At 67.3% G+C, this 25884-nt stretch carries 26 protein-coding genes; 21 read left to right on the top strand and 5 right to left on the bottom strand.

All coding sequences use genetic code 11. From position 1 onward, the window contains the following. Window positions 1-163 precede the first annotated feature (163 nt). From GV068_RS11110 to GV068_RS11085, 6 genes are all read left to right on the top strand, one after another. Window positions 164-1996 (top strand): DUF885 family protein, encoded by a 1833-nt coding sequence (locus tag GV068_RS11110; protein ID WP_159697384.1) that lies wholly within the window; start codon window positions 164-166, stop codon window positions 1994-1996. Between the two features lies 1 nt (window position 1997). After that, window positions 1998-3362 carry a serine hydrolase gene (locus GV068_RS11105; protein WP_229464044.1) on the top strand — a complete coding sequence of 455 codons (1365 nt, stop codon included), beginning with the start codon at window positions 1998-2000 and terminating at the stop codon, window positions 3360-3362. Window positions 3363-3374: 12 nt separating this feature from the next. Beyond that, a complete protein-coding gene (locus tag GV068_RS11100) occupies window positions 3375-4040 on the top strand; it encodes a Type 1 glutamine amidotransferase-like domain-containing protein (protein WP_159697383.1) in 666 nt (221 codons plus the stop codon). 75 nt (window positions 4041-4115) lie between these two features. Next, window positions 4116-4544: a VOC family protein gene (locus tag GV068_RS11095; RefSeq protein WP_159697381.1), complete on the top strand. Its 429-nt coding sequence runs from the start codon at window positions 4116-4118 to the stop codon at window positions 4542-4544. A gap of 47 nt (window positions 4545-4591) precedes the next feature. Then, window positions 4592-5425 carry a metallophosphoesterase gene (locus GV068_RS11090; protein WP_159697379.1) on the top strand — a complete coding sequence of 278 codons (834 nt, stop codon included), beginning with the start codon at window positions 4592-4594 and terminating at the stop codon, window positions 5423-5425. 115 nt (window positions 5426-5540) lie between these two features. Further along, a complete protein-coding gene (locus tag GV068_RS11085; protein ID WP_159697377.1) occupies window positions 5541-6236 on the top strand; it encodes a hypothetical protein in 696 nt (231 codons plus the stop codon). A gap of 101 nt (window positions 6237-6337) precedes the next feature. Here GV068_RS11085 and GV068_RS11080 read toward each other — a convergent pair whose 3' ends face one another. The 5 genes from GV068_RS11080 to GV068_RS11060 all read right to left on the bottom strand — a co-directional run bounded on the left by GV068_RS11080 (window position 6338) and on the right by GV068_RS11060 (window position 11171). Further along, complete coding sequence (locus GV068_RS11080; RefSeq protein WP_159697375.1) at window positions 6338-7264, bottom strand: DMT family transporter; 927 nt, start codon at window positions 7262-7264, stop codon at window positions 6338-6340. A gap of 60 nt (window positions 7265-7324) precedes the next feature. After that, on the bottom strand, window positions 7325-8083 hold the full coding sequence (locus GV068_RS11075) for an AraC family transcriptional regulator (RefSeq protein WP_159697373.1): 759 nt from the start codon (window positions 8081-8083) through the stop codon (window positions 7325-7327). A gap of 11 nt (window positions 8084-8094) precedes the next feature. Beyond that, on the bottom strand, window positions 8095-8859 hold the full coding sequence (gene fnr, locus GV068_RS11070; protein WP_159697372.1) for a fumarate/nitrate reduction transcriptional regulator Fnr: 765 nt from the start codon (window positions 8857-8859) through the stop codon (window positions 8095-8097). A gap of 126 nt (window positions 8860-8985) precedes the next feature. After that, entirely contained in the window at window positions 8986-10692 is a 1707-nt protein-coding gene (locus GV068_RS11065; protein ID WP_159697371.1) for a hypothetical protein, read from the bottom strand. 17 nt (window positions 10693-10709) lie between these two features. Next, the gene (locus tag GV068_RS11060) at window positions 10710-11171 is read right to left on the bottom strand and encodes a hypothetical protein (protein WP_159697370.1); all 462 of its coding nucleotides are present in this window, start codon (window positions 11169-11171) and stop codon (window positions 10710-10712) included. A 378-nt stretch (window positions 11172-11549) separates the two neighbouring features. Between GV068_RS11060 and GV068_RS11055 the strand changes: the two genes are divergently transcribed. The 15 genes from GV068_RS11055 to GV068_RS10985 all read left to right on the top strand — a co-directional run bounded on the left by GV068_RS11055 (window position 11550) and on the right by GV068_RS10985 (window position 25566). Continuing rightward, window positions 11550-13016, top strand: coding sequence for a cytochrome ubiquinol oxidase subunit I (locus GV068_RS11055; RefSeq protein WP_159697369.1), 1467 nt, complete (start codon window positions 11550-11552; stop codon window positions 13014-13016). 2 nt (window positions 13017-13018) lie between these two features. After that, on the top strand, window positions 13019-14026 hold the full coding sequence (gene cydB, locus GV068_RS11050) for a cytochrome d ubiquinol oxidase subunit II (RefSeq protein ID WP_159697368.1): 1008 nt from the start codon (window positions 13019-13021) through the stop codon (window positions 14024-14026). 21 nt (window positions 14027-14047) lie between these two features. Then, a complete protein-coding gene (locus GV068_RS11045; protein ID WP_229464036.1) occupies window positions 14048-14155 on the top strand; it encodes a DUF2474 family protein in 108 nt (35 codons plus the stop codon). 87 nt (window positions 14156-14242) lie between these two features. Further along, window positions 14243-14932, top strand: coding sequence for a molecular chaperone (locus GV068_RS11040; protein ID WP_229464035.1), 690 nt, complete (start codon window positions 14243-14245; stop codon window positions 14930-14932). 16 nt (window positions 14933-14948) lie between these two features. Then, the gene (locus GV068_RS11035; protein WP_159697366.1) at window positions 14949-15176 is read left to right on the top strand and encodes a twin-arginine translocation signal domain-containing protein; all 228 of its coding nucleotides are present in this window, start codon (window positions 14949-14951) and stop codon (window positions 15174-15176) included. A gap of 30 nt (window positions 15177-15206) precedes the next feature. Beyond that, complete coding sequence (locus GV068_RS11030; protein WP_159697365.1) at window positions 15207-18026, top strand: formate dehydrogenase subunit alpha; 2820 nt, start codon at window positions 15207-15209, stop codon at window positions 18024-18026. A 32-nt stretch (window positions 18027-18058) separates the two neighbouring features. Further along, on the top strand, window positions 18059-18742 hold the full coding sequence (fdh3B, locus tag GV068_RS11025) for a formate dehydrogenase FDH3 subunit beta (protein WP_201303279.1): 684 nt from the start codon (window positions 18059-18061) through the stop codon (window positions 18740-18742). Next, on the top strand, window positions 18739-18954 hold the full coding sequence (locus GV068_RS11020; RefSeq protein ID WP_159697364.1) for a hypothetical protein: 216 nt from the start codon (window positions 18739-18741) through the stop codon (window positions 18952-18954). Before fdh3B ends, GV068_RS11020 begins: the two co-directional genes overlap by 4 nt. Window positions 18955-18964: 10 nt before the next feature. Next, window positions 18965-20056: a formate dehydrogenase subunit gamma gene (locus tag GV068_RS11015; protein WP_159697363.1), complete on the top strand. Its 1092-nt coding sequence runs from the start codon at window positions 18965-18967 to the stop codon at window positions 20054-20056. An 8-nt stretch (window positions 20057-20064) separates the two neighbouring features. After that, the gene (locus GV068_RS11010) at window positions 20065-20517 is read left to right on the top strand and encodes a hypothetical protein (RefSeq protein ID WP_159697362.1); all 453 of its coding nucleotides are present in this window, start codon (window positions 20065-20067) and stop codon (window positions 20515-20517) included. Continuing rightward, window positions 20514-21209, top strand: coding sequence for a hypothetical protein (locus GV068_RS11005; RefSeq protein ID WP_159697361.1), 696 nt, complete (start codon window positions 20514-20516; stop codon window positions 21207-21209). The genes GV068_RS11010 and GV068_RS11005 overlap by 4 nt, the downstream gene beginning before the upstream one ends. Before the next feature lie 2 nt (window positions 21210-21211). Further along, a complete protein-coding gene (locus tag GV068_RS11000) occupies window positions 21212-21652 on the top strand; it encodes a DUF3305 domain-containing protein (protein ID WP_159697360.1) in 441 nt (146 codons plus the stop codon). 11 nt (window positions 21653-21663) lie between these two features. Next, window positions 21664-22134 carry a DUF3306 domain-containing protein gene (locus GV068_RS10995; protein ID WP_159697359.1) on the top strand — a complete coding sequence of 157 codons (471 nt, stop codon included), beginning with the start codon at window positions 21664-21666 and terminating at the stop codon, window positions 22132-22134. Further along, the gene (locus GV068_RS10990) at window positions 22131-23798 is read left to right on the top strand and encodes a 4Fe-4S binding protein (protein ID WP_159697358.1); all 1668 of its coding nucleotides are present in this window, start codon (window positions 22131-22133) and stop codon (window positions 23796-23798) included. Before GV068_RS10995 ends, GV068_RS10990 begins: the two co-directional genes overlap by 4 nt. 88 nt (window positions 23799-23886) lie before the next feature. Beyond that, entirely contained in the window at window positions 23887-25566 is a 1680-nt protein-coding gene (locus GV068_RS10985; protein WP_159697357.1) for an AMP-binding protein, read from the top strand. The last annotated feature ends 318 nt before the right edge of the window (window positions 25567-25884 follow it).

Below are 25884 nucleotides of genomic sequence, written 5' to 3'. Positions count from 1 at the left end.
ATGTTGAGATGATCTTGCAGCGGCCCATCATAGTCCAGCTTTCGCCGCCTGCCGAGCAGCCCGTGTACAGATTGTTGTTTCGACCTTTTCCATGTTAGATTCCTCCGCGGCAAGCACGACGCATGACGCCGACGACCAACTACGAAAAGGAAGCGAGACCACGATGCCATCCCTCCGCCAGCGCAGCCTGCGCGCCGCCATCGGCGCACTGTTCCTCCCCGCCGCCATCGGCCTTGCCATCCTGCCGACCGCGGCGAGTGCGGCGCCGGCAGCGAAGGCGGCAGCCGCCAAGCCGAACAAGGCCTTCGACACCTGGGCCGAGAAGTTCGCAGAGGACTGGGTGCGCATGAATCCGCAACTGGCCACCTCGACCCAGTACTTCAGCGGCGCCGAGCAGGCGCGCCTGGATCGCGAGCTGACTCCGTTGACCAAAGCCCAGCGCGCCAAGATGCGCGCACTGGCGCAAACCGGCCTCGCGCGCCTGGACAAGTGGAGCGCCGGCCCGCTCGACGAGAACCAGCGTATCTCGGCGTCCGTCATGCGCTGGTCGCTGCAGAACGTGATCGCCAACGAGCCCTTCGAGGACCATTCCTTTATCTTCTCGCAGTTCAGCGGGGTACAGGTCGGCCTGGTCAACTTCATGACCACCACGCACCCGCTGCGCAATCCGCAGGACGTCGACAGCTACCTGGCGCGCCTCGATCAAATCGGCACCCGCATGGATGAAGCACTGGTGCGTGCGCGCGAAGCCGCGGCCAAGTCGCTGATCCCGCCGCGCTTCATCCTCGAGCGCGCCAAGTTCCAGGTCGACAGCTTCCTCAAGCCGGCCGCCAATGAGAACGTGCTGGTCACCTCCCTGGCGCAGCGCACCGAGAAGATGGAAGGCCTGAGCGTCGATGCCCGCAACGCCGCGCTGGCGCGCGCCGCCCGCATCGTCGAAGAACGCATTCGCCCGTCGTACAAGCGGGTGCAAGACTTCATGGTGGAACTGCAGCCGCGCACCGGCGACGTGGCCGGCATCTCGCGCCTGCCGAACGGCGCGGCAGCCTACGCGCGCGCGGTCGAGAACTTCACCAGCACCAAGCTGACCCCGAACGAGATCCACGAGATCGGCCTGCGCGAAGTGGCGCGCATCGAAGGCGAGATGGACAAGCACCTGCGCTCGCTCGGCCTTGTCGAAGGCAATATCGAAGAACGCATGAAGCAGCTCGACGCGCGCTTCCAGCCGAAGGGCGAGGGCGACCCACGCCCGGCGATCCTGGCCAGCTACGCGGAAATGGTGAAGGACGCCGAGCGCAGGAGCGCCGCGCTGTTCAACCTGAAGCCGCGCGCCCCGGTCGAAGTGCGCCGCGAACCTCCACTGACAGAGCCGTCCGCCGCCGCCCACTACACGCTGCCGGCGCCGGACGGGACCCGTCCGGGCATCTTCTGGGTACCGATGCGCGGCCCGACTTTTGACATGATCCGCATGCGCAGCCTGTCCTACCACGAGGCGGTGCCGGGCCACCACTTCCAGCTGGCGATCCAGCAGGAGCTGACCGGCATCCCGAAATACCGCAGCCAGCGCATCTTCAGCGGCGGCAGCGCCCACTCGGAAGGCTGGGCGCTGTACACCGAGCGCCTGGCGGTCGAGCAGGGCTGGTACGAAGGCGACGTCCCGGGCCTGCTCGGCGCCCTCGGCTCGGAACTGTTCCGCGCGCGCCGCCTGGTGGTCGACACCGGCCTGCACACCAAGGGCTGGACCCGCCAGCAGGCGATCGACTACGGCATCGGCGCGCAGGAAGTCGAGCGCTACGTCGCCTGGCCGGGCCAGGCCAATGCCTACATGATCGGCATGCTGCGCATCATCGACCTGCGCGAGAAGGCGAAGAAGGAACTGGGTTCCAAGTTCTCGCTGCCGGCCTTCCACGACCTGGTGCTGGGTGCGGGCTCGGTGCCGCTCGACGTGCTGGGCGAGCTGGTGGACGGCTGGATCGCCAAGCAGAAGAAGGCTTGAAGTGCGGGCGCTGCTGGCGATGGCTTCCCTCGCGATCCTGAGCCAGTCGGCCTGCGCCGCGCCCTTGGCGGCGGCGCAGGCCGAGGCCTTGAGCCACCGGCTTCAGGCCGTCGTCGACGATCCCGCCATGCCGCTGCCGGGCCTGTCGGTGGCGGCAATCCGCGGTGGCGAGATCGTCTACAGCCGCCAGTTCGGGGTCAAGCGCCTAGCGACCGCCACGGCGACTGCGCTTCCGATGGATGCGGACACGATGTTCCGCATCGCCTCTATCTCGAAGTTCGTGACGAGCATCGGCGCCATGAAGCTGGTGGAGCAGGGCGTGCTGTCGCTGGACCGTGATGTGAGCGACTACCTGGGCTACAAACTGCGCAACCCGCATTTCCCGGACCAGCCGATCACCCTGCGCATGCTGCTCACGCATACTTCATCCCTGCGCGATGAGGGCGGCTTCAAGTTCGAGCCTCGCGCCAGCCTGAAGGAAGTGCTGCTACCCGGCGGGCGCCTGTACGGCAGCGGCGCGATGTGGTCGAGCACGCACGCACCGGGTGGCTGGTTCGAGTACGTGAACTTCAACTACGGGCTGGTCGCAACCGTCATGGAAGCCGCCTCGCGCGAGCGCTTCGACCGCCTGATGCGGCGCCTGGTCTTCGACCCGATGGGCCTCAATGCCGGCTTCTACCTGGCCGACTTCGCCCCCGCGCGCATCGATGACGTCGCGACCCTCTACCGCAAGCGCGAGAAGGACGGCGCCGAGCGCTGGGACCCGCAGGGGCCGTGGATCGCTCAGTCCGACGACTTCCACATCCAGCCCCCGACGGCGCCGGGCGGTCTGGAAGCTTACGCCGTCGGCACCAACGGCACCCTGTTCGGGCCCCAGGGCAGCCTGCGCATCTCGACCGGTGAACTGGCGCAGATCATGCTGATGCTGATGAACGAAGGGCGGCACGGCGCGAAGCAGATCCTCAAGCCGGAGACGGTCAAGACCATGCTGTCGCGCCAATGGACGATCCAGGAGGGCGCCAACGGCAGCGCCAGCGGCGACGGCGGCACCTATCACGGCCTGTACCAGGCCTGGGGCCTGGGCAACCAGCACTTCGTGGACGCCAGCGCGTTCAAGGACGGGCGGGCGCGCGGCGACCGCCTGGTCGAGGGCGGCGGTTTCACGGGCGTCGGGCACCTCGGCTGGGCCTGGGGGCTGAACGCGCTCTTCGTGTTCGACCCGCAGACGAAAAATGGCATGATCTATGCCGCCAGCGGCGTCGGCGCGGATCCGGACACCCGGCCAGGGCGCTTCTCGTCCGAGGCGCGCTTCCAGGAACGCATCACTGACGCCTTGTACCGCGGCGCGATCAAGGCCACACCCTGACGAAAGGCGAACATGAAACTTCTCCTGACTTCCGCCGGCATCAGCAACGCCAGCATCGCGGCGGCGCTGGTCGAGCTGCTGGGCAAACCGGTGGCGCAATCGCGCGCGCTGTTCATCCCGACCGCGATCTACCCGATCGAAAATGGCCCCGATCTGTCGCGCGAGGTCATCCGGGGCGCACTGGGCGACCCCTTCTGCGAACTGGGCTGGAGATCGCTGGGGGTGCTCGAGCTCACCGCACTGCCGACCATTAAGCGCGAACGCTGGTTGCCAATGATCGAGGGAGCCGACGCCCTGCTGGTGGGAGGCGGCGACTGCCAGTACCTGACCTATTGGATGCAGCAGTCCGGCCTGGCTGCGCTGCTGCCATCGTTGCTGGAAAAGACCGTTTACGTGGGCCTGAGTGCTGGCAGCATGATCATGACCCGCTGGGGGACCAGCTACCACGGTCACTGCCTGCCGCCCGAGACCGACAAGTCGCTCGGCCTGCTGGACTGTGCGCTCCATCCCCACCTGGACTATCCCGGCTTCGCGGACAACACCTCGGCGGCGCTCGAGCTGCTGGCGGCCGGGCTTCCAATGCCGTCTTACCTGATCGACGACCAGAGCGCGCTCAAGGTCCGCGACGGCAGGGTGGAGGTGGTCTCGGAAGGAAAGTGGAAACTCATCACGCCCTAGCTCGTGCCGCGATTTCCTTTTACACTGCTTGCGCAGCATTTGGATCCGCATGATGGACCTCACCAGGAGATCAGCATGGAAACACAGGAAATCTACCGCGGCCGCCTGATCGACCACATCCAGCTGGTGGTACGCGACCTTGCCGCGTCGCGCAGGTTCTACGGCGCCGTGTTCGAGGTGCTCGGCATTCCGATCGGCGGCGCGGGCGAAGACTATTTCTGGGCCGACGAGCTGTTCATCTCCAGCCGCGACAGCCGCGCCGCGCAGGGAAGGCTCACCGGGCGCCACCACCTGGCTTTCCAGGCGCGCGACCGCAAGATGGTGAACGCCTTCTATTTCGCGGCGCTGGCCGCGGGCGGCAGGGACAACGGCCGCCCCGGCGAGCGCCCCTACCATCCCGGCTATTACGGCGCCTTCGTGCTCGACCCGGACGGCAACAATATCGAGGCGGTCTTCCACGGCGAAGCGAAGCAGAGCGCGCCCTACGTGCGGATCAGCTTCTAGCGCGGGCGGCGCGGCCCGCGGCCGAAAGCCGCTATACTGCGCCGACCATGCGTATCCAGCTTTTCTCCGACCTGCACCTCGAACGCTACCCGCACTTCGTCCCCGAAATACGGGAAGACACCGACCTCATCATCCTGGCGGGCGACATTGGGTCCTACCAGTCCGGCTCGCGCCTCACGGGCGAGGACTTCGGCCTCGGACGCTTCTCGCCGCTGCGTCCGGGTGCGACGAGCGCACGGGTGCTCTACATCCCCGGCAACCACGAATTCGACGGCCTCGAATATGACGAGGCTTATGCGCGCCTGCGCGCCATCTGTACGCAGCTCGGCATCGAATGGCTGGACCGCGAGACCCTCGTCATCGACGGCGTGCGCTTCATCGGCACCACCCTGTGGAGCGACTTCGATGCCCTGGCGGTGCAGGAGCAGGATCTGACCAAGCAGCTGCAGCGGCGCGAAAAGGCCTTCCGCGCCGCGAATTACTACCTGTCGAAGAACACGACCCTCAAGAATGGCGAGAAGGTGCTGGCCGAGGGCATCCGCAGCATGTCGCTCGACTGCCAGGACTGGCTGCGCGGCGCGCTGGCGGCGCCTTTCGATGGCCGGACGGTCGTGGTGACCCATTTCGCCCCCAGCCTGCAAAGCGCCGACCCGCGCTACGGCCTGACGCCCGGCACCGCCGGCTTCTGCAATGCCATGGACGCGCTATTCCCCCAGGCCGATATCTGGATCCACGGCCACCTGCACTGCGCCAACGACTACGTGGTCAGTGGCGTCGACGCCGGCCGCTCGTGGTCGTGCCGCGTCGTCGCCAATCCGCTCGGTTATCTCAGCAAGGGCGAGCAGGAAGCCTTCCGGCCGGAGCTCGTGATCGAAGCCTAAAGGCGGAGCGCAGGACGCTACCGGCAAGGCCGCCTTGCGCTACCTTGGCAATATGGCTGGCGGCTTGCAGGGCAGGGCGGCAGGATGGAAGGGTTCCGACTTCTACCTGTCCGCCATGACCCTCGTTTCTCGCTTCCTGCTCGCCATCCTGGCCCTGTGCCTGTTTCCGGCCTTGGTTCAAGCCGCACCGGCGGTGCCTCCGGCCTTCGAACGCCTGGTGCCCACCGCCTTCGATGACGGCTTGCGTCTGGTCGAGTTGCGGCCGCGCTGCCAGGGCTGCCCGCGATCGCGCGTGCTGGAGTTTGCCAGCAAGGATGCCGCCACGCCGGCGTGGAAGGAACAGGTCTCGGTGCAGGACGGCGTCACCGCCATGTACGCCTATCCCGACACCGAGTACTTCGCCAACGTCAAGGTCGAGCAAAGCATGCCGGGCATGTTCGAAAAGGACAGGTCGCTCGTCATCCAGCACCTCGAACATACTTACCGCCGCCTGCGCGGACGCCTCGACGCCCACCTGGCGGCCGATCCGGAGGCTGCCGCCAAGATGGCGGCGCACACGGCGCCGGGCCGGGAGCCCCTGGTGTTCGAGCGCGAACAGGTGAACGGCATCGACGTGCTCAGCTATACCGTCAACGTGCTCGGCATGGGCGGCGGCACCATCAGCCAGATCCAGTTCTTCGTCCCCGGCCGCGAGACCATCGTCACCGCCTACCTGCTGGTCCAGAGGCAATCGAAATTCAAGGACATCGAAGAGTTCCTGCGCCTGCGCACTGCCTTCATCCTGGGATATACCGCCTTCCTGGCGTCTTAGAGCGCCTAACAATTCCCCCGATGGCTGCGTTGCACCGTCTCGCCGTACTAGCGTACTGTCTTCGACGGTGCGCCTTGCCCTCGGGGTTTTGTTAGGCGCTCTCAGTTGCGATGGGCCGCGGCGCAGGACGCCACACCGGCCAACAGCAGCACCAGCGCGGCCGCTTCCCAAGCGTTGGGCCAGCGCGCCTCCCACAGGAAACCATACAGCGAGGCGAACACAGTCTCGAACACGATCATCTGTCCCATCAGCGCCATCGGCAGCGCGCGGCTGGCGTAGTTCCACAGCGCGTTGCCGACCACCGAGCAGAAGATCCCCACGGCCGTCACCACGCCGAGGAACTGCATCCATTCGCTGGTGGTGTGCGTGGCGCCTCCTGGCTGGAAAGCCGGCAACGCCAGCAGCAGGGCCTGGGCGCCCGTCACCACGCCTACCAGGAGGCTCCATTCCTGGCCGGACACGCCCTTCAGGCGCGCCAGCCAGCGCCGGTTGACGACGGCGTAGATGGTCCAGGACACCAGCGCACCGAGGGCGCACAGCAGGCCGAGCACCGAGCCGCCCTCGCTTGACGCCGCGGCATCCCAGCTGATGCAGGCCAGCCCCGCACCGCCCAGCACCAGCGAAGGCGCCAGGCGCCGCAGCGGCACAGCACCCGGCTCGCGCAAGCCGGCCAGGGTGACGGCCAGCGGCAGCAGCCCGATCACGATCGAGGTCATGGCGACGCCGCCCGACTGCACCGCCTGGGCCACGAACAGGTAGTACACGATGTTGCCCAAGAGGCTGAGCCAGGCCAGGCCGCGCCAGTCGGCCCAGCTCAGGGTGCGCCTCAGGCGCGGCCAGGCGCGCGCGACCAGCACGGCGGCAACCAGGCCGTAGGCGAGGTAGCGGCCGGCCGACAGTTGCAGCGGCGTGAAGCCCGGCGTGAGTTCGGGCGCGAGGAACACCAGGCCCCAGAACGCGCCGGCGATGATGCCGGCGCCGATGCCGAGTTGGGTCTGGCTGGATGTGGTTTGAATCTGCGACAGCATTGGGCAATCTCCTTTGACCGGAGATTGTCGGACGGCTGGCGACGACTTTCTTGACCCTGCCTACTGCGTCTTTGACCGTTTCTCGCGCTGTGCGCGGCGGTAGGCTGCGGGCGTGGTATCCAGCGCGCGGCGCATGGCCCGTGTCAGGGCGCTTTGTTCCGAGAAGCCGGCCGCCAGCGCGATCTCGGCCACCGGGCGGGCGCTCCCCGCCAGCCAGTCGCAGGCGCGCTGCAGGCGGCAGCGCAGCAGCCAGTCGTGCGGCGTGGTGTCGTGCTCGTCGCGGAACAGGGTGTGCAGGCGGCTCACGCTCACGCCCGCCGTGCGCGCCATGCTGTCGGTGGACCAGGCCAGGCCCGGCTCCGCCTCGATGCGCGCCAGCAGGGCGGCCAGGCGCGAAGCCGGCTGCGGCGCGCCGAGGGTGAGCGTATCGAGCAGCAGCGGCGTCCAGCGCTGCAGCACGGACGGGGCGGGGGCGCTGCCAGCGGCCAGGATGCCCATGAATTCGACCAGCTTGCGCGCCGCCGGTCCGATCGCAGTGAAGGGACGCTCGAGCAGCTGCTGCCACGGCCCCTGTTCGAAATTCGGTGCGCCGACGTCGAGGATCAGCGAGCGGTTGGCAACCGGGCTGTACTGCGAATGCCAGGCGCCCGGCGCCACGAAGGCCCCATGCAGGGGATCGAGGCGGCCGGTGCGTCCCTCGATCTCCAGCGCGACCTCGCCGCTGACCGGCAGCACCACCTGGGCAAAGTTGTGGCGGTCCGCGTCCCGGTTCTCGCCGTAGCTGCGGATGTGCAGGTCGAGCAGGGGTTCGGATGCCATGGCGGAGCTGCTCAGCCCATCGGGCTGCAGGCATCGAGGCCGGCCGCCATCGCCTTGAGCTTGACCGGGTCGAGCAGGGTCACTTCGCGCTTGTCGACCTGCAGCCAGCCCTGCTTCTTGAAGCGCGACAGCAGGCGGCTGACGCTTTCGATGGTCAGGCCGAGGTAGTTGCCGATGTCTTCGCGCGACATGCGCAGCTGGAAGTGATTGGGCGAATAGCCGCGCGTCGCATAGCGCGCCGACAGGTTGACCAGGAAGACCGCGAAGCGCTGCTCGGCGCGCATGTTCCCGAGAAGGAGCATGACGTTCTGCTCGCGCGTAATTTCCTGGCTCATGATGCGGTGGAAGTGGCGCAGCAGGGCAGGGACCTGGCCGAACAGCTCTTCCAGGCGCGAGAACGGAATCTCGCATACCTCGCTGTCCTCGAGCGCCACCGCGTCGCAATGGTGGGTGCCGCTGATCGCGTCCATGCCCAGCAGTTCGCCGGCCATCTGGAAGCCGGTGATCTGGGCTTCGCCGGCCGCGTTCACCTGGTAGGTCTTGAAATGGCCGAAGCGCACCGCGTACAGGTTGCGGAAGGGCTCGCCCATCGCGTACAGGCGTTCGTCGCGCACCAGGCGCCGGCGGCGGCCGATGATCTGGTCAAGACGGTTGATGTCGGCATCCTCCAGCCCCATGGGCAGGCACAGCTGGTGCATGCTGCAGGCGCCGCAGCTGGTCTTGAGGGCCTGGATAATGGGGGGCGATTCGCCCGGCATGGACATGGGTTGGTTCATGGCGGAAATACGGAGTACTGACCGGGCCATTATAGACGGCTGTACAGTTCCCGGTATTTCATTTTCCAAAAGCAGTGTAGGGTGACGGCTAGGCCGCCACCCTACACGTTTACCTACGTAAGGAGATTACAGCTGATGGCGCTGTTCCGCCTTCAGCCGGTAATACTCGTTGCGGCCCTGCTGGACGACTTTCTCCGCGATCTCCGCTGCCTCCGTCGCAGCCTGGTTGACCGAAGCAAAAGCGTTCGGATCGGTCTTGAGTGCGTCGACGGTGCGCTTTGCCTCAGGCGTGCCGGCCAGCGCTAGGCCGAAGGTCGCGGACACCGCCAGCTCGGCCGCCAGGGTCTCGGCGGTCGGCGCGGTCACGCCGCTCTGGGCAGCCTCGCGTTGCTCGGCGCTCGCCTGCGGCGCGGTCACGCCGCTCTGGGCAGCCTCGCGTTGCTCGGCGCTCGCCTGCGGCGCGGCCAGGCTGCGGGCCAGGCCGATGTCGCTCGCCACCTTGCGCAGGAAATCCAGCGCCAGTTTGCTGCCGGAACGGTTGGCCAGGTCGCCCAGGCGCAGCAGGGCGGCGTTCTTGGCGTTGAACACCGCGCGTCCCGCACGCTGGCTCTGCACGAAGTCGATCAGCGGCTGGGCGGCGATCTCGCTGCCGATGTAGCCGAGGGTGGCCACGATCTGAGGCAGGAACTCCTCGTGCTTCTCTGGCTCATTGACCAGCCAGTCGAGCAGCTTGCGCGCATCCGCCTCGCCGTACTGCGAGGCCAGTTCGTAGGGCACGCCCTCGATCCAGTGCTGGGACACGAAGTCGCGCACGTCCGCCGGGGCCTTGAGGTCGCCGGTGCCGCAGTTGCAGCCGCTGGCGGCCAGCACCTTGCCGGTGACCTTGGTCAGCGGCCCGCTCAGGTATGCCGACGATTCGGCCGCGTTGACCACGTTGTGGTCGACGCCAACCGACGGGTACATCACCGCGCGCGGATCGTCGGTGCGGTGCGGCAGGCCGCAGTTGTGGCCATATTCGTGCACCCAGATCAGGCCCTCCTGGTTGGCGGTGAAGCGCACCGCGGCCACGTTCACCGTGGCGCTGCCGACCGGGGCGCAACCGATGATGTTGTCGCCCGGGCCGCCGCACCAGCGAATGGCCTGCACGATTTTGACCCCGCTGCCGGCGGTGAGCAGCGCGTTCAGGTCGGCCGCGGTCTGGATGGTCCCGGGGACGTTCGCCGGCAGCACGCGCACCGCGCCGTTGCGGACGAACTGCACCGGGGTGGCGACGTCCGGCCCGGTGTCGTCGACCTGCAGAATGCGGCCCATGTCGGCCAGGATGCGGTCGGCGTCGGCCTCCGTCAACGCCACGCTGCTGTGGCGGTGCACGGTCACCGAAACCGTGCGGTTGCCGGTGACGGCCGGGTTGACGATCAGGTAGTCGACGTAGAGCGCAATGTCCGAGCTCCACTCGATGTTGACCCAGATGTCGACGCCGCCGGCGCGCGGAGCCACATTGTGCACGGTGTAGCGGGCCGAGCCGATGAACTTGCCGGCGTCCGGGCCGCCGGCGGCGCCTTCGCCGATGGCGACGAAGACCTGCGAACGCGGGCCGATCTCGCTCCAGTTCAGGCGCAGGATCCACTGGCCGCGCCGCAGGCCCCAGTTGTGGCGGTAGGTAAAGCCGTTGCCCTGCAGCACCGGCTGCAGGCTGCCTGCGCCGACGTCGGCGTCGGCCTCGGCTTCGCTGTAGGGACCCGTGGCGGCGGAAGAGCCGATGGGCTCGCCCGCGGTCCAGGGACGGTCGAGGGTCAAGGCTGCGTCCCGGTCAATACGGTCATTTGGCGACATGATGCTCTCCTTTGTGTTCAGGGGTTGACGATCAGGTAGTCGACGTAGAGCAGGAGGTCGCTGCTCCATTCGATGTTGACCCAGATATCGACGCCGCCGGCCCGCGGCGCGACGTTGTGCACGGTGTAGCGGGCCGAGCCGATGAACTTGCCGCCGTCCGGTCCGCCCGCAGCGCCTTCGCCGATCGCCACGAACACGCGCGAGCGCGCGTTGATGGCCGACCAGTTGAGGCGCAGCACCCACTGGCCGCGCCGGGCGCCCCAGTTGTGGCGGTAGATGGAGCCGGTGCCGGCCAGTTCGGGTTCGACGGCGCCGCCGGACACTGCGGGACCCAGCAGCTGGCGCACCGCGCCGGCGTCGACGTCCTGCCGGATCTCGGCAAAGGCTGACGTCGGCGCCGAGGAAGCGTAGGGCGTTTCCGCCGCGCGCGCCCCGGACGCCAGGCGCGTCGCGGCCTGGTTGGTCTGCTTGTTTGTCATGGCAATTCCTTTCACATCACATCGTGGAACGATGGTTGGCCCAGCCGCCGTGCCCGGCGCTACATGGATCGGGAGAGGGTGGGTCGCCGGATAGCGAGCCGGCAAGCTTGCGCGTCGGGTGGTTTGACGCCTGCCGGGCTCGAATCGTCAGCCAATATAGACGAGCCCATCGGTGCGCTAAGGGCGATCTGACAGGTCATTAATTTGGATCAGTGGCCGCCGGTTTTCTGACAGCATGAAAGATTTTGGAAGTGAAACAGATGGGTTTCGCAGCCTCACAGGAGGGCGATTTAATCGCCCTCGCCAAGCGTGCGCACCCATTGTGCATGCTAGATTCCGGACACGCCAACGAAGAACGACCAAGAAAAAGGAGCGTCAATGTTCGGTTTGTCCGCACTGGATCTGGCGCGCGTGCAATTCGCGTTCACGATGTCTTTCCACATCCTGTTCCCGGCCATCACTATCGGCATGGCGAGCTATCTCGCCGTGCTCGAGCTGTGCTGGCTGCGCACCAAGCGCCAGGTCTACGTCGACCTGTACCACTACTGGCTCAAGATCTTCGCCGTCACCTTCGGCATGGGGGTGGTGTCCGGCATCGTGATGGCCTACCAGATCGGCACCAACTGGAGCTACCTGTCCGAGTTCGCGGGCAGCATCATGGGACCGATCCTGTCCTACGAGGTGCTGACCGCCTTCTTCCTGGAGGCGGGCTTCCTAGGGGTAATGCTGTTCGGCTGGACCCGGGTCGGCCCCGGCCTGCATTTCGCCGCCACCTGCGCGGTGGCGGTCGGCACCCTGATCTCGGCCACCTGGATCCTGGCCGCCAACAGCTGGATGCAGACCCCGCAGGGCTATGCCATCGAGGGCGGGCGCATGGTTCCCGCCGACTGGCTGGCGATCGTGTTCAACCCTTCCTTTCCCTACCGGCTGGTGCACATGGTGATCGCCGCCTATCTCACCACCGCGCTGATCGTCGGCGCGGCCGGCGCCTGGCAGCTCCTCAAGGGGCGCGACAACCCGGCGGTGCGCAAGATGCTGTCGATGGCGATGTGGATGGTGCTGATCGTGGCGCCGATCCAGGCCATCGTCGGCGACTTCCACGGCCTGAACACGCTCAAGCACCAGCCGGCCAAGATCGCGGCGATGGAAGGGCACTGGCAGAACGAAGGCGACCGCGCGATCCCGCTGTTGCTGTTCGGCGTGCCGGACATGGAAGAGGAACGCACCAAGTATGCCGTCGGCATACCGCGCCTGGGCAGCCTCATCCTCACCCACACCTGGGGCGGCCAGATCCCCGGCCTGAAGGAGTTCCCGCGCGAGAACCGGCCGAATTCCCTGATCGTGTTCTGGAGCTTCCGCCTGATGGTGGGCCTGGGCCTGCTCATGATCGCGCTGGGCGCCTGGAGCCTGTGGCTGCGGCGCAAGCGGGGAGGGGAAGCGCGCATGTGGTCGCAGCGCCTGTTCCTGCGCTTCGCGCTGTGGATGGGGCCGGCCGGGCTGATCGCCATCCTCGCGGGCTGGACCACCACCGAAGTCGGGCGCCAGCCCTGGGTGGTGTACGGGGTGCTGCGCACGGCCGACGCGGTGTCGCCGCACGGGGCCGCTTCGCTGGCCTTGACCCTGGCCCTGTTCGTAGTCGCCTACTTTTTCGTGTTCGGCACCGGCACGGTGTACCTGCTGCGCATGATCCGCAAGGGTCCGCAGCGCTTCGAACTGAACCGGCCGCCGCAGGGTGGGCCGGGCGAGGAGCGCACGCCGATGCGGCCGCTGTCGGCGGCGGATGTCGGCAACGATGATGATCCGGGACCGGAAAGCCAGTCCAAGGACGAGCGGCGGGAGACCTGAGCATGGGCATCGATACTTCAGTCATCTGGGCGGTCATCATCTTCTTCGCCGTCTTCATGTACGTGCTGCTGGACGGCTTTGACCTGGGGATCGGCCTGCTGTTTCCCTTCACGCCGAAAAAGCGCGACCGCGACGCCATGATGAACACCGTGGCGCCGGTCTGGGACGGCAACGAAACCTGGCTGGTGCTGGGCGGGGAAGGGCTGCTGGCCGCCTTCCCGGTGGCCTATTCGATCATCCTGTCGGGGCTCTACCTGCCGCTGATCTTCATGCTGGTCGGCCTGGTGTTCCGCGGCGTGGCCTTCGAATTCCGCTTCAAGGCCAAGGAACACGAGCGGCACCTGTGGGACAAGGCCTTCATCGGCGGTTCCGTCGTCGCTTCCTTCTTCCAGGGGGTGGCGCTGGGCGCCTTCCTCGACGGCATCACGGTCTCGGGCCGCAGCTATGCCGGCGGGCCGCTCGACTGGCTCGCGCCTTTCCCGCTGCTGGCCGGCGTCGGCGTGATGATCGCCTACACCCTGCTGGGCGCCACCTGGCTGGTGATGAAGACCGAGGGCGAGCTGCATGCGCGCATGGTGCAGGTGGCGCGTCCCTTCGCCCTGATGCTGCTGGCCGCGATCGTCATCATCAGTATCTGGACGCCCTGGCGCGACCCGGCGGTGGCCCAGCGCTGGTTCAGCTTCCCGAACATCGTGTTCCTGGCCCCGGTGCCGGTGCTGGTGCTGGTCTTCATCGTCCTGCTGCTGCGCTCGCTCACGCGGGATCCCCACCGCGTTCCTTTCGTGGCGGCGCTGGCCCTGATCTTCCTCGGCTACAGCGGCATGGCGATCAGCATCTGGCCGCACATCGTGCCGCCCGCGATCTCGATCTGGGAGGCCGCCTCGCCACCCAGCAGCCAGGGCTTCGCGCTGGTCGGCACCCTGTTCATCCTGCCCATCATCCTGATGTACACCGGCTGGTCGTACTGGGTGTTCCGCGGCAAGGTCAAGGCCGATGCGGGGTACCACTAGATGGCGACGCGGCGGGAGTGGATGCAGCGTTTTGGCTGGATGGCGGCGCTCTGGCTGGGCGGCGTGTTTACGCTGGCAGCGGTGGCCTATGTGATCCGGGTCCTGATGCAGGCGCTGGGCATGCGCTAGCCTTGGCGCGAAAAGACCAACCGTGCGCGGCTTGCCGCTATGGAGGAATACACTTCTTATAAGCTTTGTTAACAGGAGAGCAGCACCGTGTCCCTTTCCGACGCGCCGCCGATCGACCGTCCCGCCGTACCCACTGCGCATATCCACATTTCCCGTCCGCTGTCCGGGGAGGACCAGGCGCGCGCCGACCTGTACGCACTGCTGTCGCGCCTGCTGCTGGCGGCGCCGGACGCTGCCTTGCTTGGCGCGCTGGCGCATGCCGACCCCATCCTCTCCGAAGGGGGCGACCCGGCGCTGGAGCAAAGCTGGGAGGCCCTGACGGTTGCGTCCAGCGTCATGGATCCGGATGCGGTAGCAAACGAATTCGACACACTCTTCATCAGCGTCGGCACGCCGCCGGTCAACCCCTACGGCTCGCGCTACCTGTCCGGCTTCCTGAACGACACCCCGCTGGCGGAGCTGCGCGCCGACCTGGCGCGCTTCGGCATTGGCCGCGTGCGCGGCGTCGCCGAGTTCGAAGACCACCTGGGCGCCCTGTGCGAGACCATGCGCGTCCTGATCACCGGCGCCCCCGGCATTGCGCGCCAGCCGCTGGAGCAGCAGCAAGCCTTCTTCGAGGTCCACATCGCTCCCTGGTACGAGCGCTGCCTGGCCGACATCGCGGCGGCGGAGGGATCGAATTACTACCGGCTGGTCGCCCGGCTGGCCGGCGCCTTCCTCGACATCGAAGCGCAAGCCTTCGTGGTCGGGGAAGCGCTCGACGGAACACCCGTTTAACCATAGAGGCACAGGCATGGAACAGCTACCGCAAGGGAATCAAACAGCTCAGGAAAGCGCACCGGACCGGACCCGGCGCAGCTTCCTGAAAGCCGCGCCGCTGGGCGCACTTGCCGTCGTCGCCGGCAGCGCTACGGCCGAGGAAGCGCCGGCCCCCGCACCGGCGCCCGCGCCCGAGGCCAAGCGCGGCTACCACGAGACCGAGCACATCCGTCGTTACTACCAGACCGCCGCCTACTGGTAACACCAGGAAGAGCGCAACCGGAGACACAGCATGTCCCTTGTGAAGACCGTCCGTGACAGCGGACTGAAACGGCGCCGCTTCCTGGTCGGCGCGGGCGTCGCCGCCGGCGCCGGCGCCCTGGCCCGGCAGCTGCCGCTGAACGTGATCGAACCGGCGAAAGCCGACCAGGCGCCCGGCGCCCCGGTGCCGACGGAGATCAAGCGCACCGTCTGCAGCCACTGCTCGGTGGGCTGCTCGGTCGACGCGGTGGTGGCCAATGGCGTCTGGGTGCGCCAGGAAGCCGCCTTCGATTCGCCCATCAACATGGGTGCGCACTGCGCCAAGGGCGCCTCGGTGCGCGAGCACGCCTTCGGCGAGCACCGCCTGCGCTACCCGATGAAGCTGGTGGGCGGGAAGTACCAGCGCATCTCCTGGGACCAGGCCATCAACGAGATCGGCGACAAGCTGATCGAGCTGCGCCAGAAGTCCGGCCCCGACGCCCTGATGGTGATCGGCAGCTCCAAGCACAACAACGAGCAGGCCTACCTGCTGCGCAAATTCGTCTCGTTCTGGGGCTCCAACAACTGCGACCACCAGGCGCGCATCTGCCACTCGACCACGGTCGCTGGCGTGGCCCAGACCTTCGGCTACGGTGCCATGACGAACTCCTTCAACGACTTGCACCACAGCAAGGCGGTGATGTTCATCGGCTCCAACCCGGCCGAGGCGCACCCGATCTCGATGCTGCACTTCCTGCACGCCAAGGAACTGGGCGCGAAGATGATCGTCATCGACCCGCGCTTCACCCGCACCGCGCGCTTCGCCCACCACTACGTGCGCGTGCGCCCGGGCACCGACATCCCGCTGGTGTGGGGCATCCTGTGGCACATCTTCCAGAACGGCTGGGAAGACAAGGAATACATCGCGGCGCGCACCTACGGCATGGACGACGTGCGCAAGGAAGTCGCGAAATGGACGCCGGATATCGTCTCGGACATCACCGGCGTGCCGGAAGCCTCGGTGAAAATGGCTGCCGAGATGCTGGCCAAGAACAAGCCGTCCTCGGTGGTCTGGTGCATGGGCATCACCCAGCACCACGTCGGCACCGCCAACGTGCGTGCGCTGTCGATCCTGCAGCTGGCGCTGGGCAACATCGGCGTCCCGGGCGGCGGCGCCAACATCTACCGCGGCCACGACAACGTGCAGGGCGCGACCGACGTCGGTCCCAACGGCGACTCGCTGCCGGGCTACTACGGCATCGCCGAGGGCGCCTGGAAGCACTTCGCCAACGTCTGGGGCGTGGATTACGAATGGATCAAGTCGCGCTTCGGCTCCAAGGAGCTGATGGAAAAGCCCGGCATCACGGTGTCGCGCTGGTTCGACGCGGTCAACGAAGAGAACAAGTACGTCGACCAGCCGAGCAACCTGCGCGCCGTGTTCTACTGGGGCCACGCGCCGAACAGCCAGGTGCGCCTGCCGGACATGAAGGCGGCGATGCAGAAGCTCGACATGCTGGTGGTGATCGACCCCTATCCGAGCATGACGGCCTCGATGCACGGCCGCACCGATGGCGTCTACCTGCTGCCGGCCGCATCCCAGTTCGAGACCTCGGGCTCGTGCACGGCGTCCAACCGAAGCATCCAGTGGCGCGAACGGGTCATCATGCCGCTGTTCGAGTGCAAGACCGACCACGAGATCATGTACCTGTTCGCCAAGAAGTTCGGCTTCCACAACGAACTGTGCAAGAACATCAAGGTGGTGATGAACGAACCGGTGGTCGAGGACATCCTGCGCGAGATTAACCGCTCGTGCTGGACCATCGGCTACACGGGCTGTTCGCCGGAGCGCCTGAAGCTCCACATGGAGAACAAGCACACCTTCAACCCGACCACCATGCGCGCCGACGACGGTCCCTGCAAGGGCGACTACTACGGCCTGCCGTGGCCGTGCTGGGGCACGCCGGAACTCAAGCACCCGGGCACGCCGATCCTGTACGACCTCAACAAGTCGGTGGCCGAGGGCGGACTGCCGTTCCGCGCCAACTGGGGCGTCGAGCACGACGGGGTGTCGCTGCTGGCGGCCGACGGCTCGACCAACAAGGACAGCCAGCTCGACACCGGCTACCCGGAATTCGACCACGTCTTCCTCAAGAAGCTGGGCTGGTGGGCGGAACTCACGCCCCAAGAGCAAGCCATGGCCGAGGGCAAGAACTGGAAGACCGATTTGTCGGGCGGCATCATCCGCGTCGTTATCGCCCACGGCTGCGCGCCCTACGGGAATGCGCGGGCGCGCTGCAACGTCTGGAACTTCCCGGATCCGGTGCCGACCCACCGCGAACCGCTGGCCTCGCCGCGGCGCGACCTGGTCGCCAAGTACCCGACCTACGACGACAAGGCCAACTTCTGGCGCCTGCCGACCCTGTACAAGTCGGTGCAGGAAGTCGACTACTCGAAGGATTTTCCGCTGATCATGACCTCCGGACGCCTGGTCGAGTACGAGGGCGGCGGCGAAGAGACCCGCTCGAACCCCTGGCTGGCCGAGCTGCAGCAGAACATGTTCGTCGAGATCAATCCGCGCGACGCGGCCCAGATCCATGCAAAGGTCGGCGACTACGTATGGGTCGAAACCCCGACCGGCGCGCGCATGAAGATGATGGCGATGGTCACCGAGCGGGTGCCGATCGGACTGGTCTGGGCGCCTTTCCACTTCGGCGGCTGGTGGATGGGCGAAGACCTCGAGCGCCACTACCCCGAAGGCGGGGCGCCGACGGTGCGCGGCGAAGCCATCAACACGGGCTGGACCTACGGCTACGACGCCGTGACGATGATGCAGGAAACCAAGGTATCGCTGTGCCGGGTCGTCAAGGCCTGAGGCACACATAGAAAACAGCAGAGGAGGGTGGCATGGCTGCGAGGATGAAATTTATTTGCGATACAGAGCGCTGCATCGACTGCAACGGCTGCGTAACCGCATGCAAGAACGAGCACGAACTGGCCTGGGGCATCAACCGGCGCCGCGTGGTGACGATCAACGACGGCATCCCGGGCGAGCGCTCGGTGTCGGTGGCCTGCATGCACTGCACCGACGCCCCCTGCCTGGCGGTGTGCCCGACCAACTGCATCTACCACACCGAGGACGGCATCGTCCTGCACAGCAAGGACCAGTGCATCGGCTGCGGCTACTGCTACTACGCCTGCCCGTTCGGGGCGCCGCAGTTCCCGGAGACCGGCATCTTCAATCACCGCGGCAAGATGGACAAGTGCACCTTCTGCGCCGGCGGCCCGGAACCGGATACGTCGGAAGCGGAATTCAAGAAGTACGGCCGCAACCGCATCGCCGAAGGCAAGCTGCCGGCCTGCGCCGAGATGTGCGGCACCAAGGCCCTGCTGGGCGGCGAAGCGCAGCAGATCGCCGACATCTACCGCCAGCGCGTCGAGACCCGCGGCTACGGTCCCGAACTGTGGGGCTGGAAGATCGCCTACGGCCGCCCGAAACGCGGCGGCGAAGTCAAGGCCAAGGGCGACCTGCCGCGCGTCAACCAGAACATCGGCGACGTCCAGAACGAGCCGGGGAGGTTCCCGCAATGAACAAGCTCCGCTACTGCATACTGGCCTTGCCGCTGTTGCTGGCGGGCTGCCTCGAAGTCGACCAGCACCCCGAGTGGCTGCGCGGCGAATACGCCGGCAAGGAAGACAACCGGCATTTCCAGACCCGCTTCCACAACGACCGCCTGGCCTGGTCGGCCACGATCCAGAACCGCGGCATGAAGCAGAACGAGTACAACCGGGCCAACCCCTGAGGAGCGGACCATGCGAGCCAACTCCATGCGTATCACGCTGGCACTGATCGTCGGCCTCGTCCTGGCCTTGTTGCTGCCATCCGCCTGGGGCGGCGTGCCCAACAAGAAAGCCGAACCGGCCTACGCCGAGGAGCAGACCATGCTCCAGATCGAGGGCGATTCGGTGGTGCCCGAGCCCGGCCTGACCAACCCCTCGTCCGGCCGGGTCCACATCGACCGCCACTTCCTGGGCCAGTACGGTGCCACCGAAGCGAACGTCATCGTCCAGCGCGGCGGCAATACCTGGCGCCATCTGCGCAACGGCCCGCTCGCCACCATCGCCGGCTTCATCCTGCTCGGGGTGCCGCTCCTGATCTTCATCTTCTACAACACGATCGGCCCGGCGCGCGAAGAGCCGGCATCCGGGCGACGAATCAAGCGCTTCACCAACTGGGAACGCCACGTGCACTGGGCCACGGCCTACAGCTTCATCGCGCTGGCGATCACCGGCCTGATCATCATGTACGGCAAGAAGATCATGCTGCCCTGGATGGGCCACGACCTGTTCTCCTGGTTCGCCATCATCTCGAAATACCTGCACAACTTCGTCGGGCCGCTGTTCATCATCTGCTCGGTGCTGATGTTCATTACTTTCTTGCGCCGCAATTTCTTCAGCCGGGTCGACTGGCAGTGGGTGAAGCAGGGCGGCGGCCTGGTGTCGCACAAGCACGTGCCGGCCGGCTTCTTCAACGCCGGTGAAAAAGCCTGGTTCTGGCTGGGCGTGACCCTGCTGGGCATCGTCATGTCGATCAGCGGCCTGATCCTGGACTTCGTCACCTTCGGCCAGACCCGCTGGGTGCTGCAGCTGGCGAACTACCTGCACGTGGCCGGCGCGGCCCTGTACATCGCCGCCGCCATGGGCCATATCTACATCGGCACCTGGGGCACGCCGGGCGCCTACCAGGCCATGCGCGAGGGCACGGTCGACGAGAACTGGGCCGCAGCGCACCACGCGCTGTGGTACGAGCAAGTCCAGAACGGCACCGCGACCGACCCGGCGCACCGGCCCCATCCGGACAGCACCCCGGGACGCCCGGCGCCGCGCCCCGGACCGGCGCATTGAGGAGCACCATGAAAGCATCGACCATCCTGATTCCCGGTTCAATCCTGCTTGCAGCGCTGGCGAGCGGCTGCGACCGCGGCCGCCATACCAGCGTCGGCGGCATCGAACAGACAAAATACCCGGGGCAAGTCAGCGCCGGCGGGCGCACCAGCGGCGCCATCATCGCCAGCACCGCCAAGCCGGTGACCGACGCCACCTATGCCGGCGGCACGCCGGGCATCGCGGGCGGCTCCGGCGGCAATACCTCGGGCGCCGCCACCGGTGGCACCGTGCAGGAAACCGGCAAGGGCCCAACGTCCGGCGTCACGCCGCCGTCCGGCGCCCAGCCGGGCACGCAGACGCAGCCGGGCGACCATGGTCGCACCCAGGCGCCGGCTCCCGGCAGCGTGGAAGCCCCGGCCGCCACCAACACCGCCCCGCAGGGCGCCGCCGCGCCCGGCACACTGGGAGCCAAGCAATGAACAACTTGAATCGCCTCGGCTGCGTGCTCGCCGGCCTGCTGGCCTGCAGCGCCGCCTCTTGGGCGGCGCTGCCGCCCCTGACTCCGGCCCAGCAGGAAGCGGCGGCCGCCAAGAAGGCCGCCGCCGACGCCAAGGCGGCGAAGGAAAAGGAAGCCTTGATGGCCTCGATGGATGCGCTCAGCACGCGCTGGCGGCAGCAGGCGCCAAGCAAGGGCTGGCGCGTCAATCCACCCGTCACCATCGCCGCCGCCCCGGCGGCCGCCGCGCCAGGCGCCGCGGGTGCGTCCAGCGCCACGCCGCCACTTGGTGCGGCAGGCATCGCCGGCCAGGGCACGATGGCGCCGGGGCAGGTCGCCAACCAGACGGCGCCGGGGGCCGCGGCACCGGGCGCCGCACGCGCCGCGGCCGCGGCCGGAATGGTGCCGCCGGGCGTGACGCCGCCGAATGCCGGCATCCCCGCGGCTCCGCCGGCGAATGCCGCTCCGGGTTCGTCCGCCGCCGCGCCCGCCACCGGCGCCGCGCCCAACAGCCGCCAGGCGCTGAACGCGGCCAACGTGCCGATCAAGAGCGAGAAGCTCGGTACCGCGGCGCCCAGCGAGGACGTCAAAAAGGTTCCCACCAAGTCGGTGCCGAAAGGCGTCGGGCCGGCGGTGGAAAAGGAACACTCCCCCAAGACGGCGAACAAGCAATGAAAATGGGCAGCATGCCAATCGCGGTGATCATGCAGCGCCGCACCGTCCAGCACCGCTGGGCCGACGAGGCCTGGGCGGCGGTCGGCGTCGTGCCGGACCGCGGCGAACTGCCGCGCCTGAAGGTGCTGAGCCAAAGCCCGGAGCGCGACTACTACCTCGTCTCCGGCCTCGAGCTGGAGCTGTATACCGACGAGAACGACGGCTACTACGAGAACTGCATGGCGCCCGATTCGAAGGTCTTCGTACTGTGGCGCATGGAAGAGGGCAAGGCGATTCCCGTGCGCGCCTCGGTCAGCTACGTCGAGGGTACCCGCATGTTCGACTCCGGCGAGCAGGCCGACGGCGTGGCCATGCCGGCCGAGATCTACGCCTGGGTGGCCGGCTACCTGCGTGAGCACTACCAGCCCAAGGCTCCGGGCCGACGCGGCCGCGAGCACGGATGAGCGAACCAGCGATGTCAGACGAAGGATTCTTGCGGCGCTGGGCGCGGCTCAAGTCGACCGGCGGTGAGCCGGAACAGGCGCAGCCAGTGCCGGCGCCCGTCGTGGTGCCGGTGGCCGTCGAGAGCGAGGCGGAAGCCGCGCCCCCGGCGCCGCTTCCGACCATGGATGATGTCGCCAAGCTCACCCCGGACGCCGATTTTTCCGCTTTCGTTGCGAAAGGCGTGGACAAGTCCGTCCAGCGGCTGGCCCTCAAGAAGCTGTTCGCCGATCCGCACTTCAATGCGATCGACGGCCTCGATATGTACATGAACGACTACAACAAGGCAGCGCCGCTCCCGCCCGGCATGCTCGCTTCGCTCAAGCACGCCCCTGGCGTGCTGTCGCGCCTGTTCGAAGAGCAGGCCGAGCGTGCCGAAGCCGAAGCTGCGCAGGAACAGGCCTCGGAACAGGCGCCGCCGTCCACACAACAAGGGAACGCATGAACATCCGCTTTACCGACAGTCCTTCGATCGACCCAGGCCAGGAGGCCCGCAATGCGCAGGCGCGCAGCGCCGCCATCCTGGCTGCCGATGCGCTTCCCGTATTCGAGCCGTCGGTCACGGTCGACTACCGCTCCAGCGGCCGCACCCTGGTGGTCGGCTCGCTTGAGCAGGCCTTGCCCTGGGCCGACCGCTTGGCAAGTGCGCTGCCCGTCACTGTCCTGCTGCTCGACAGCCAGGACAGTCTGCCCGTCCGTCCGTATCCGGTGCACGTGGCGCGCACGGTCGCCGTGGCCGGCTGGCTGGGCGCGTTTGAAGCGCGCTGGCAGGCGCCGGGGAAGCCGGTGGAGCAGGGCCGCTACGACCTGGTGCTCGACCTGAGTCCGGCCCGCCTGATCGCCAGCCACCAGCGCCCGCACGGCTACTACGCGCCCGGCTACGACGAGGCCGCGCGCCTCACCGCCGTCGAGACCATGCTCGAGATGGTCGGCGACTTCGAAAAGCCGAAGTATTTCTCGTACAAGGAACGCACCTGCGCCCATGGCCGCAATGGCCAGAAGGGCTGCAGCGCCTGCATCGAGATCTGCTCGGCCCAAGCGATCCATGACGATGGCGACAGGATCAAGGTCAATCCCTACCTGTGCGCCGGCTGCGGCGCCTGCTCCACGGTCTGCCCGACCGGCGCCATCAGCTACGCCTTCCCGCCGGCCGCGCTGACCGGCAAGCGCATGCAGGCGGCGCTGCGCTCCTATCACGAAGCGGGCGGCGAGCAGCCGGTGTTCCTGCTGCACGATCCGGAACAGGGCGCGGCGCTGATCGCCCAGCTTGGCGAATCGGTGCCGGGGCGGGTCATCCCCTTGGCGCTGCAGCACACCGCCTCGACCGGCATCGACGTCTGGTTCGCCGCGGTGGCCTATGGCGCTGCCGGCGTCGCGGTCCTGACGACGGACCAGGAAGCGCCGCAGTACATCGCCGCGCTCGACCAGCAGATGGCCATCGCGCAGGCGGTGCTGGATGGCCTCGGCTACGAGGGGCCGCACTTCCAGCTGCTGCGCGCGGGCGCGCCGGAAGAGCTGGCGGTGGCCCTGCGCCATGCGCCGCGCGGGCTGGTGCCATCGGCGCCGGCGCTGTTCCACCTGGCGAACGACAAGCGCAACACCCTCGACTACGCACTCGAACACCTGCACCGCCACGCTCCGCAAAAGCCGGAACAGGTGGCGCTGCCCGCGGGCGCCCCTTTCGGCGCCATCGAGGTCAACAAGTCGGCCTGCAGCCTGTGCATGTCCTGCGTCGGCGCCTGCCCGGCGGGCGCGCTGCAGGACGGGCAGGGCGCGCCGCTGCTGCGCTTCATCGAGAAGAACTGCGTCCAGTGCGGCCTGTGCGCCGCTACCTGTCCGGAGAACGCGATCACCCTCGCGCCGCGCCTCTCCTTTATGGAGTCGCGCGGCCAGGCCGTCGTGCTCAACCAGTCTGAGCCCTTCCACTGCATCCGCTGCGACAAGCCTTTCGGCACGCTGCAGATGGTCGAGAACATGCTGGGTCGGCTGGCCTCGCACCCGGCCTTCAGCGGCCACCTCGACCGCCTGCGCATGTGCGGCGACTGCCGCGTCATCGACATGATGGAGCCGGCCGGCGAGATGCGCGTCACCGCCCTCAGGCGCGACTGATTCGTGCGGTGGTCGGTTGCCGACCACCGCAACTGAAATCATGGCAGAATGGCCACGAACAGCCAGGCCACAGCCATCGGGAGACACCATGACGCCGACCCAGCGCTTCCTGCAAGCGCGCGACTTCCTGCAGCAGCACCGCCTCGACTACGAGACCGCCTACCACGGCTACCAGGCGCCCCAGCTGGATGCCTTCAACTGGGCGCTCGACTACTTCGACCATATGGCGAAGGACAACCACGCGCCGGCGCTGTGGGTGGTCGAAGAAGACGGCAGCGAGCAGAAGATCTCGTTTGCCGACATGGCCTCGCGTTCCTGCCAGGTGGCCGAGTACCTGCGCCTGTGCGGCGTCAACCGTGGCGACCGCGTGCTCCTGATGCTGCCGAACCGGGTCGAGCTGTGGGAGATCATGCTGGCCGGGATCAAGCTCGGCGCCGTGCTGGTACCGACCACCATGCTGGTCTCCGGCGCCGACCTGCAGGACCGGCTGGAGCGCGGGCGCATCAGGCACGTCATCGCCCAGGCCTCGGAAGCGGCCAAGTTCGACGGCATGGCCGGCAGCTTTACCCGCATTGCGGTGGGCGGCAAGCCGGATGGCTGGCGCGATTTTGCCGCCAGCCGCGACGTGCTGTCGGTGTTCACCCCGGAGGGCGAAACCCGCGCCACCGACCCGCTGCTGCTGTACTTCACTTCCGGCACCACGGCCAAGCCCAAGCTGGTGCTGCACAGCCACCAGAGCTATCCCGTCGGCCACCTGTCGACCATGTACTGGATCGGTCTGCAGCAGGGCGACGTCCACTGGAACATCTCCTCGCCCGGCTGGGCCAAGCACGCGTGGAGCTGCTTCTTCGCACCCTGGAACGCCGGCGCCACCATCTTCGTCTACAACTACGAGCGCTTTTCGAGCAAGGCGGCGCTCGACACCATCGTCCGCTGCGGCGTCACCTCGCTGTGCGCGCCGCCGACCGTGTGGCGCATGATGATCAAGGAAGACCTGAACGCTTGGAAGCCGCCGCTGCGCGAACTGGTCGGCGCCGGCGAGCCGCTCAATCCGGAAGTGATCGAGCAGGTGGAAACAGCCTGGGGCATCCGCATCCGCGACGGCTTCGGCCAATCCGAGAGCACCTGCCAGATCGGCAATTCGCCAGGCCAGCCAATCAAGCTCGGCTCCATGGGCCGACCGCTGCCGGGCTACCGGGTGGCGCTGCTCGACATCGACGATCAGCCGGCGCAGGAAGGCGAGATCGCGCTGTCGCTGGCGCCGGCCCCGCTGGGACTGATGATGTGCTACGAGGGCGACGAGGAAAAGACTGCCGCCGTGATGCGCGCGGGTCACTACCACACGGGCGACACCGCCACGGTCGACACGGACGGCTACTACTTCTACGTCGGCCGCAACGACGATGTGTTCAAGTCCTCGGACTACCGCATCAGTCCCTTCGAGCTGGAGAGCGTCCTGATCGAGCACGAGGCCGTGCTCGAAGCGGCCATCGTGCCGAGTCCCGACCCGCTCAAGCTGTCGGTGCCCAAGGCCTTCGTTACCCTGCGCCAGGGCGTCCTGCCATCGCGCGAGGTGGCGGCCTCGCTGTTCGCCTTTGCGCGCGAGAGGCTGGCGCCGTACAAGCGCATCCGCCGCATCGAGTTCCGCGAACTGCCCAAGACCATCTCGGGCAAGATCCGGCGCGTCGAACTGCGCAAGGAAGAAGCGGGACGCAATGGGCAGGCAGGCGAGGGCGTCGAGTACCGCGAGGAAGACTTCGCAGGCTAGCGCCGGGTTGACGAAAAAAGCAGGTGGGCTATACTGGTCGCGACTCCACCTCATGAATGTAACCCAGGCATGCGCTGCATTTCCTCCTTCGGCATCGACACTTCCTCCAGCGTGCGCACTGCGCGCGCCGGGGCCGATGTCGCCGCCGCGCGCAAGCTGCATGTTCCACTCTCGCTCGGACTGAGCGTCTTCCACGCTCGTCTCGCGCAACGTTCGACGCGCGATCTCGCCTGCCTTCCCTAGGCTCGGCGAGAACCGCTTGGTTCTCCCGAGCCCCATTCATCAGCATCGCTTGTCTTGTTGGTCAGCCCGGCACCG

Origin of the sequence: Massilia sp. 9I (assembly GCF_902506415.1) — a bacterium.
Classification (GTDB): Bacteria; Pseudomonadota; Gammaproteobacteria; order Burkholderiales; family Burkholderiaceae_D; genus Telluria.
This window is presented reverse-complemented; position numbering and strand designations above follow the sequence as displayed.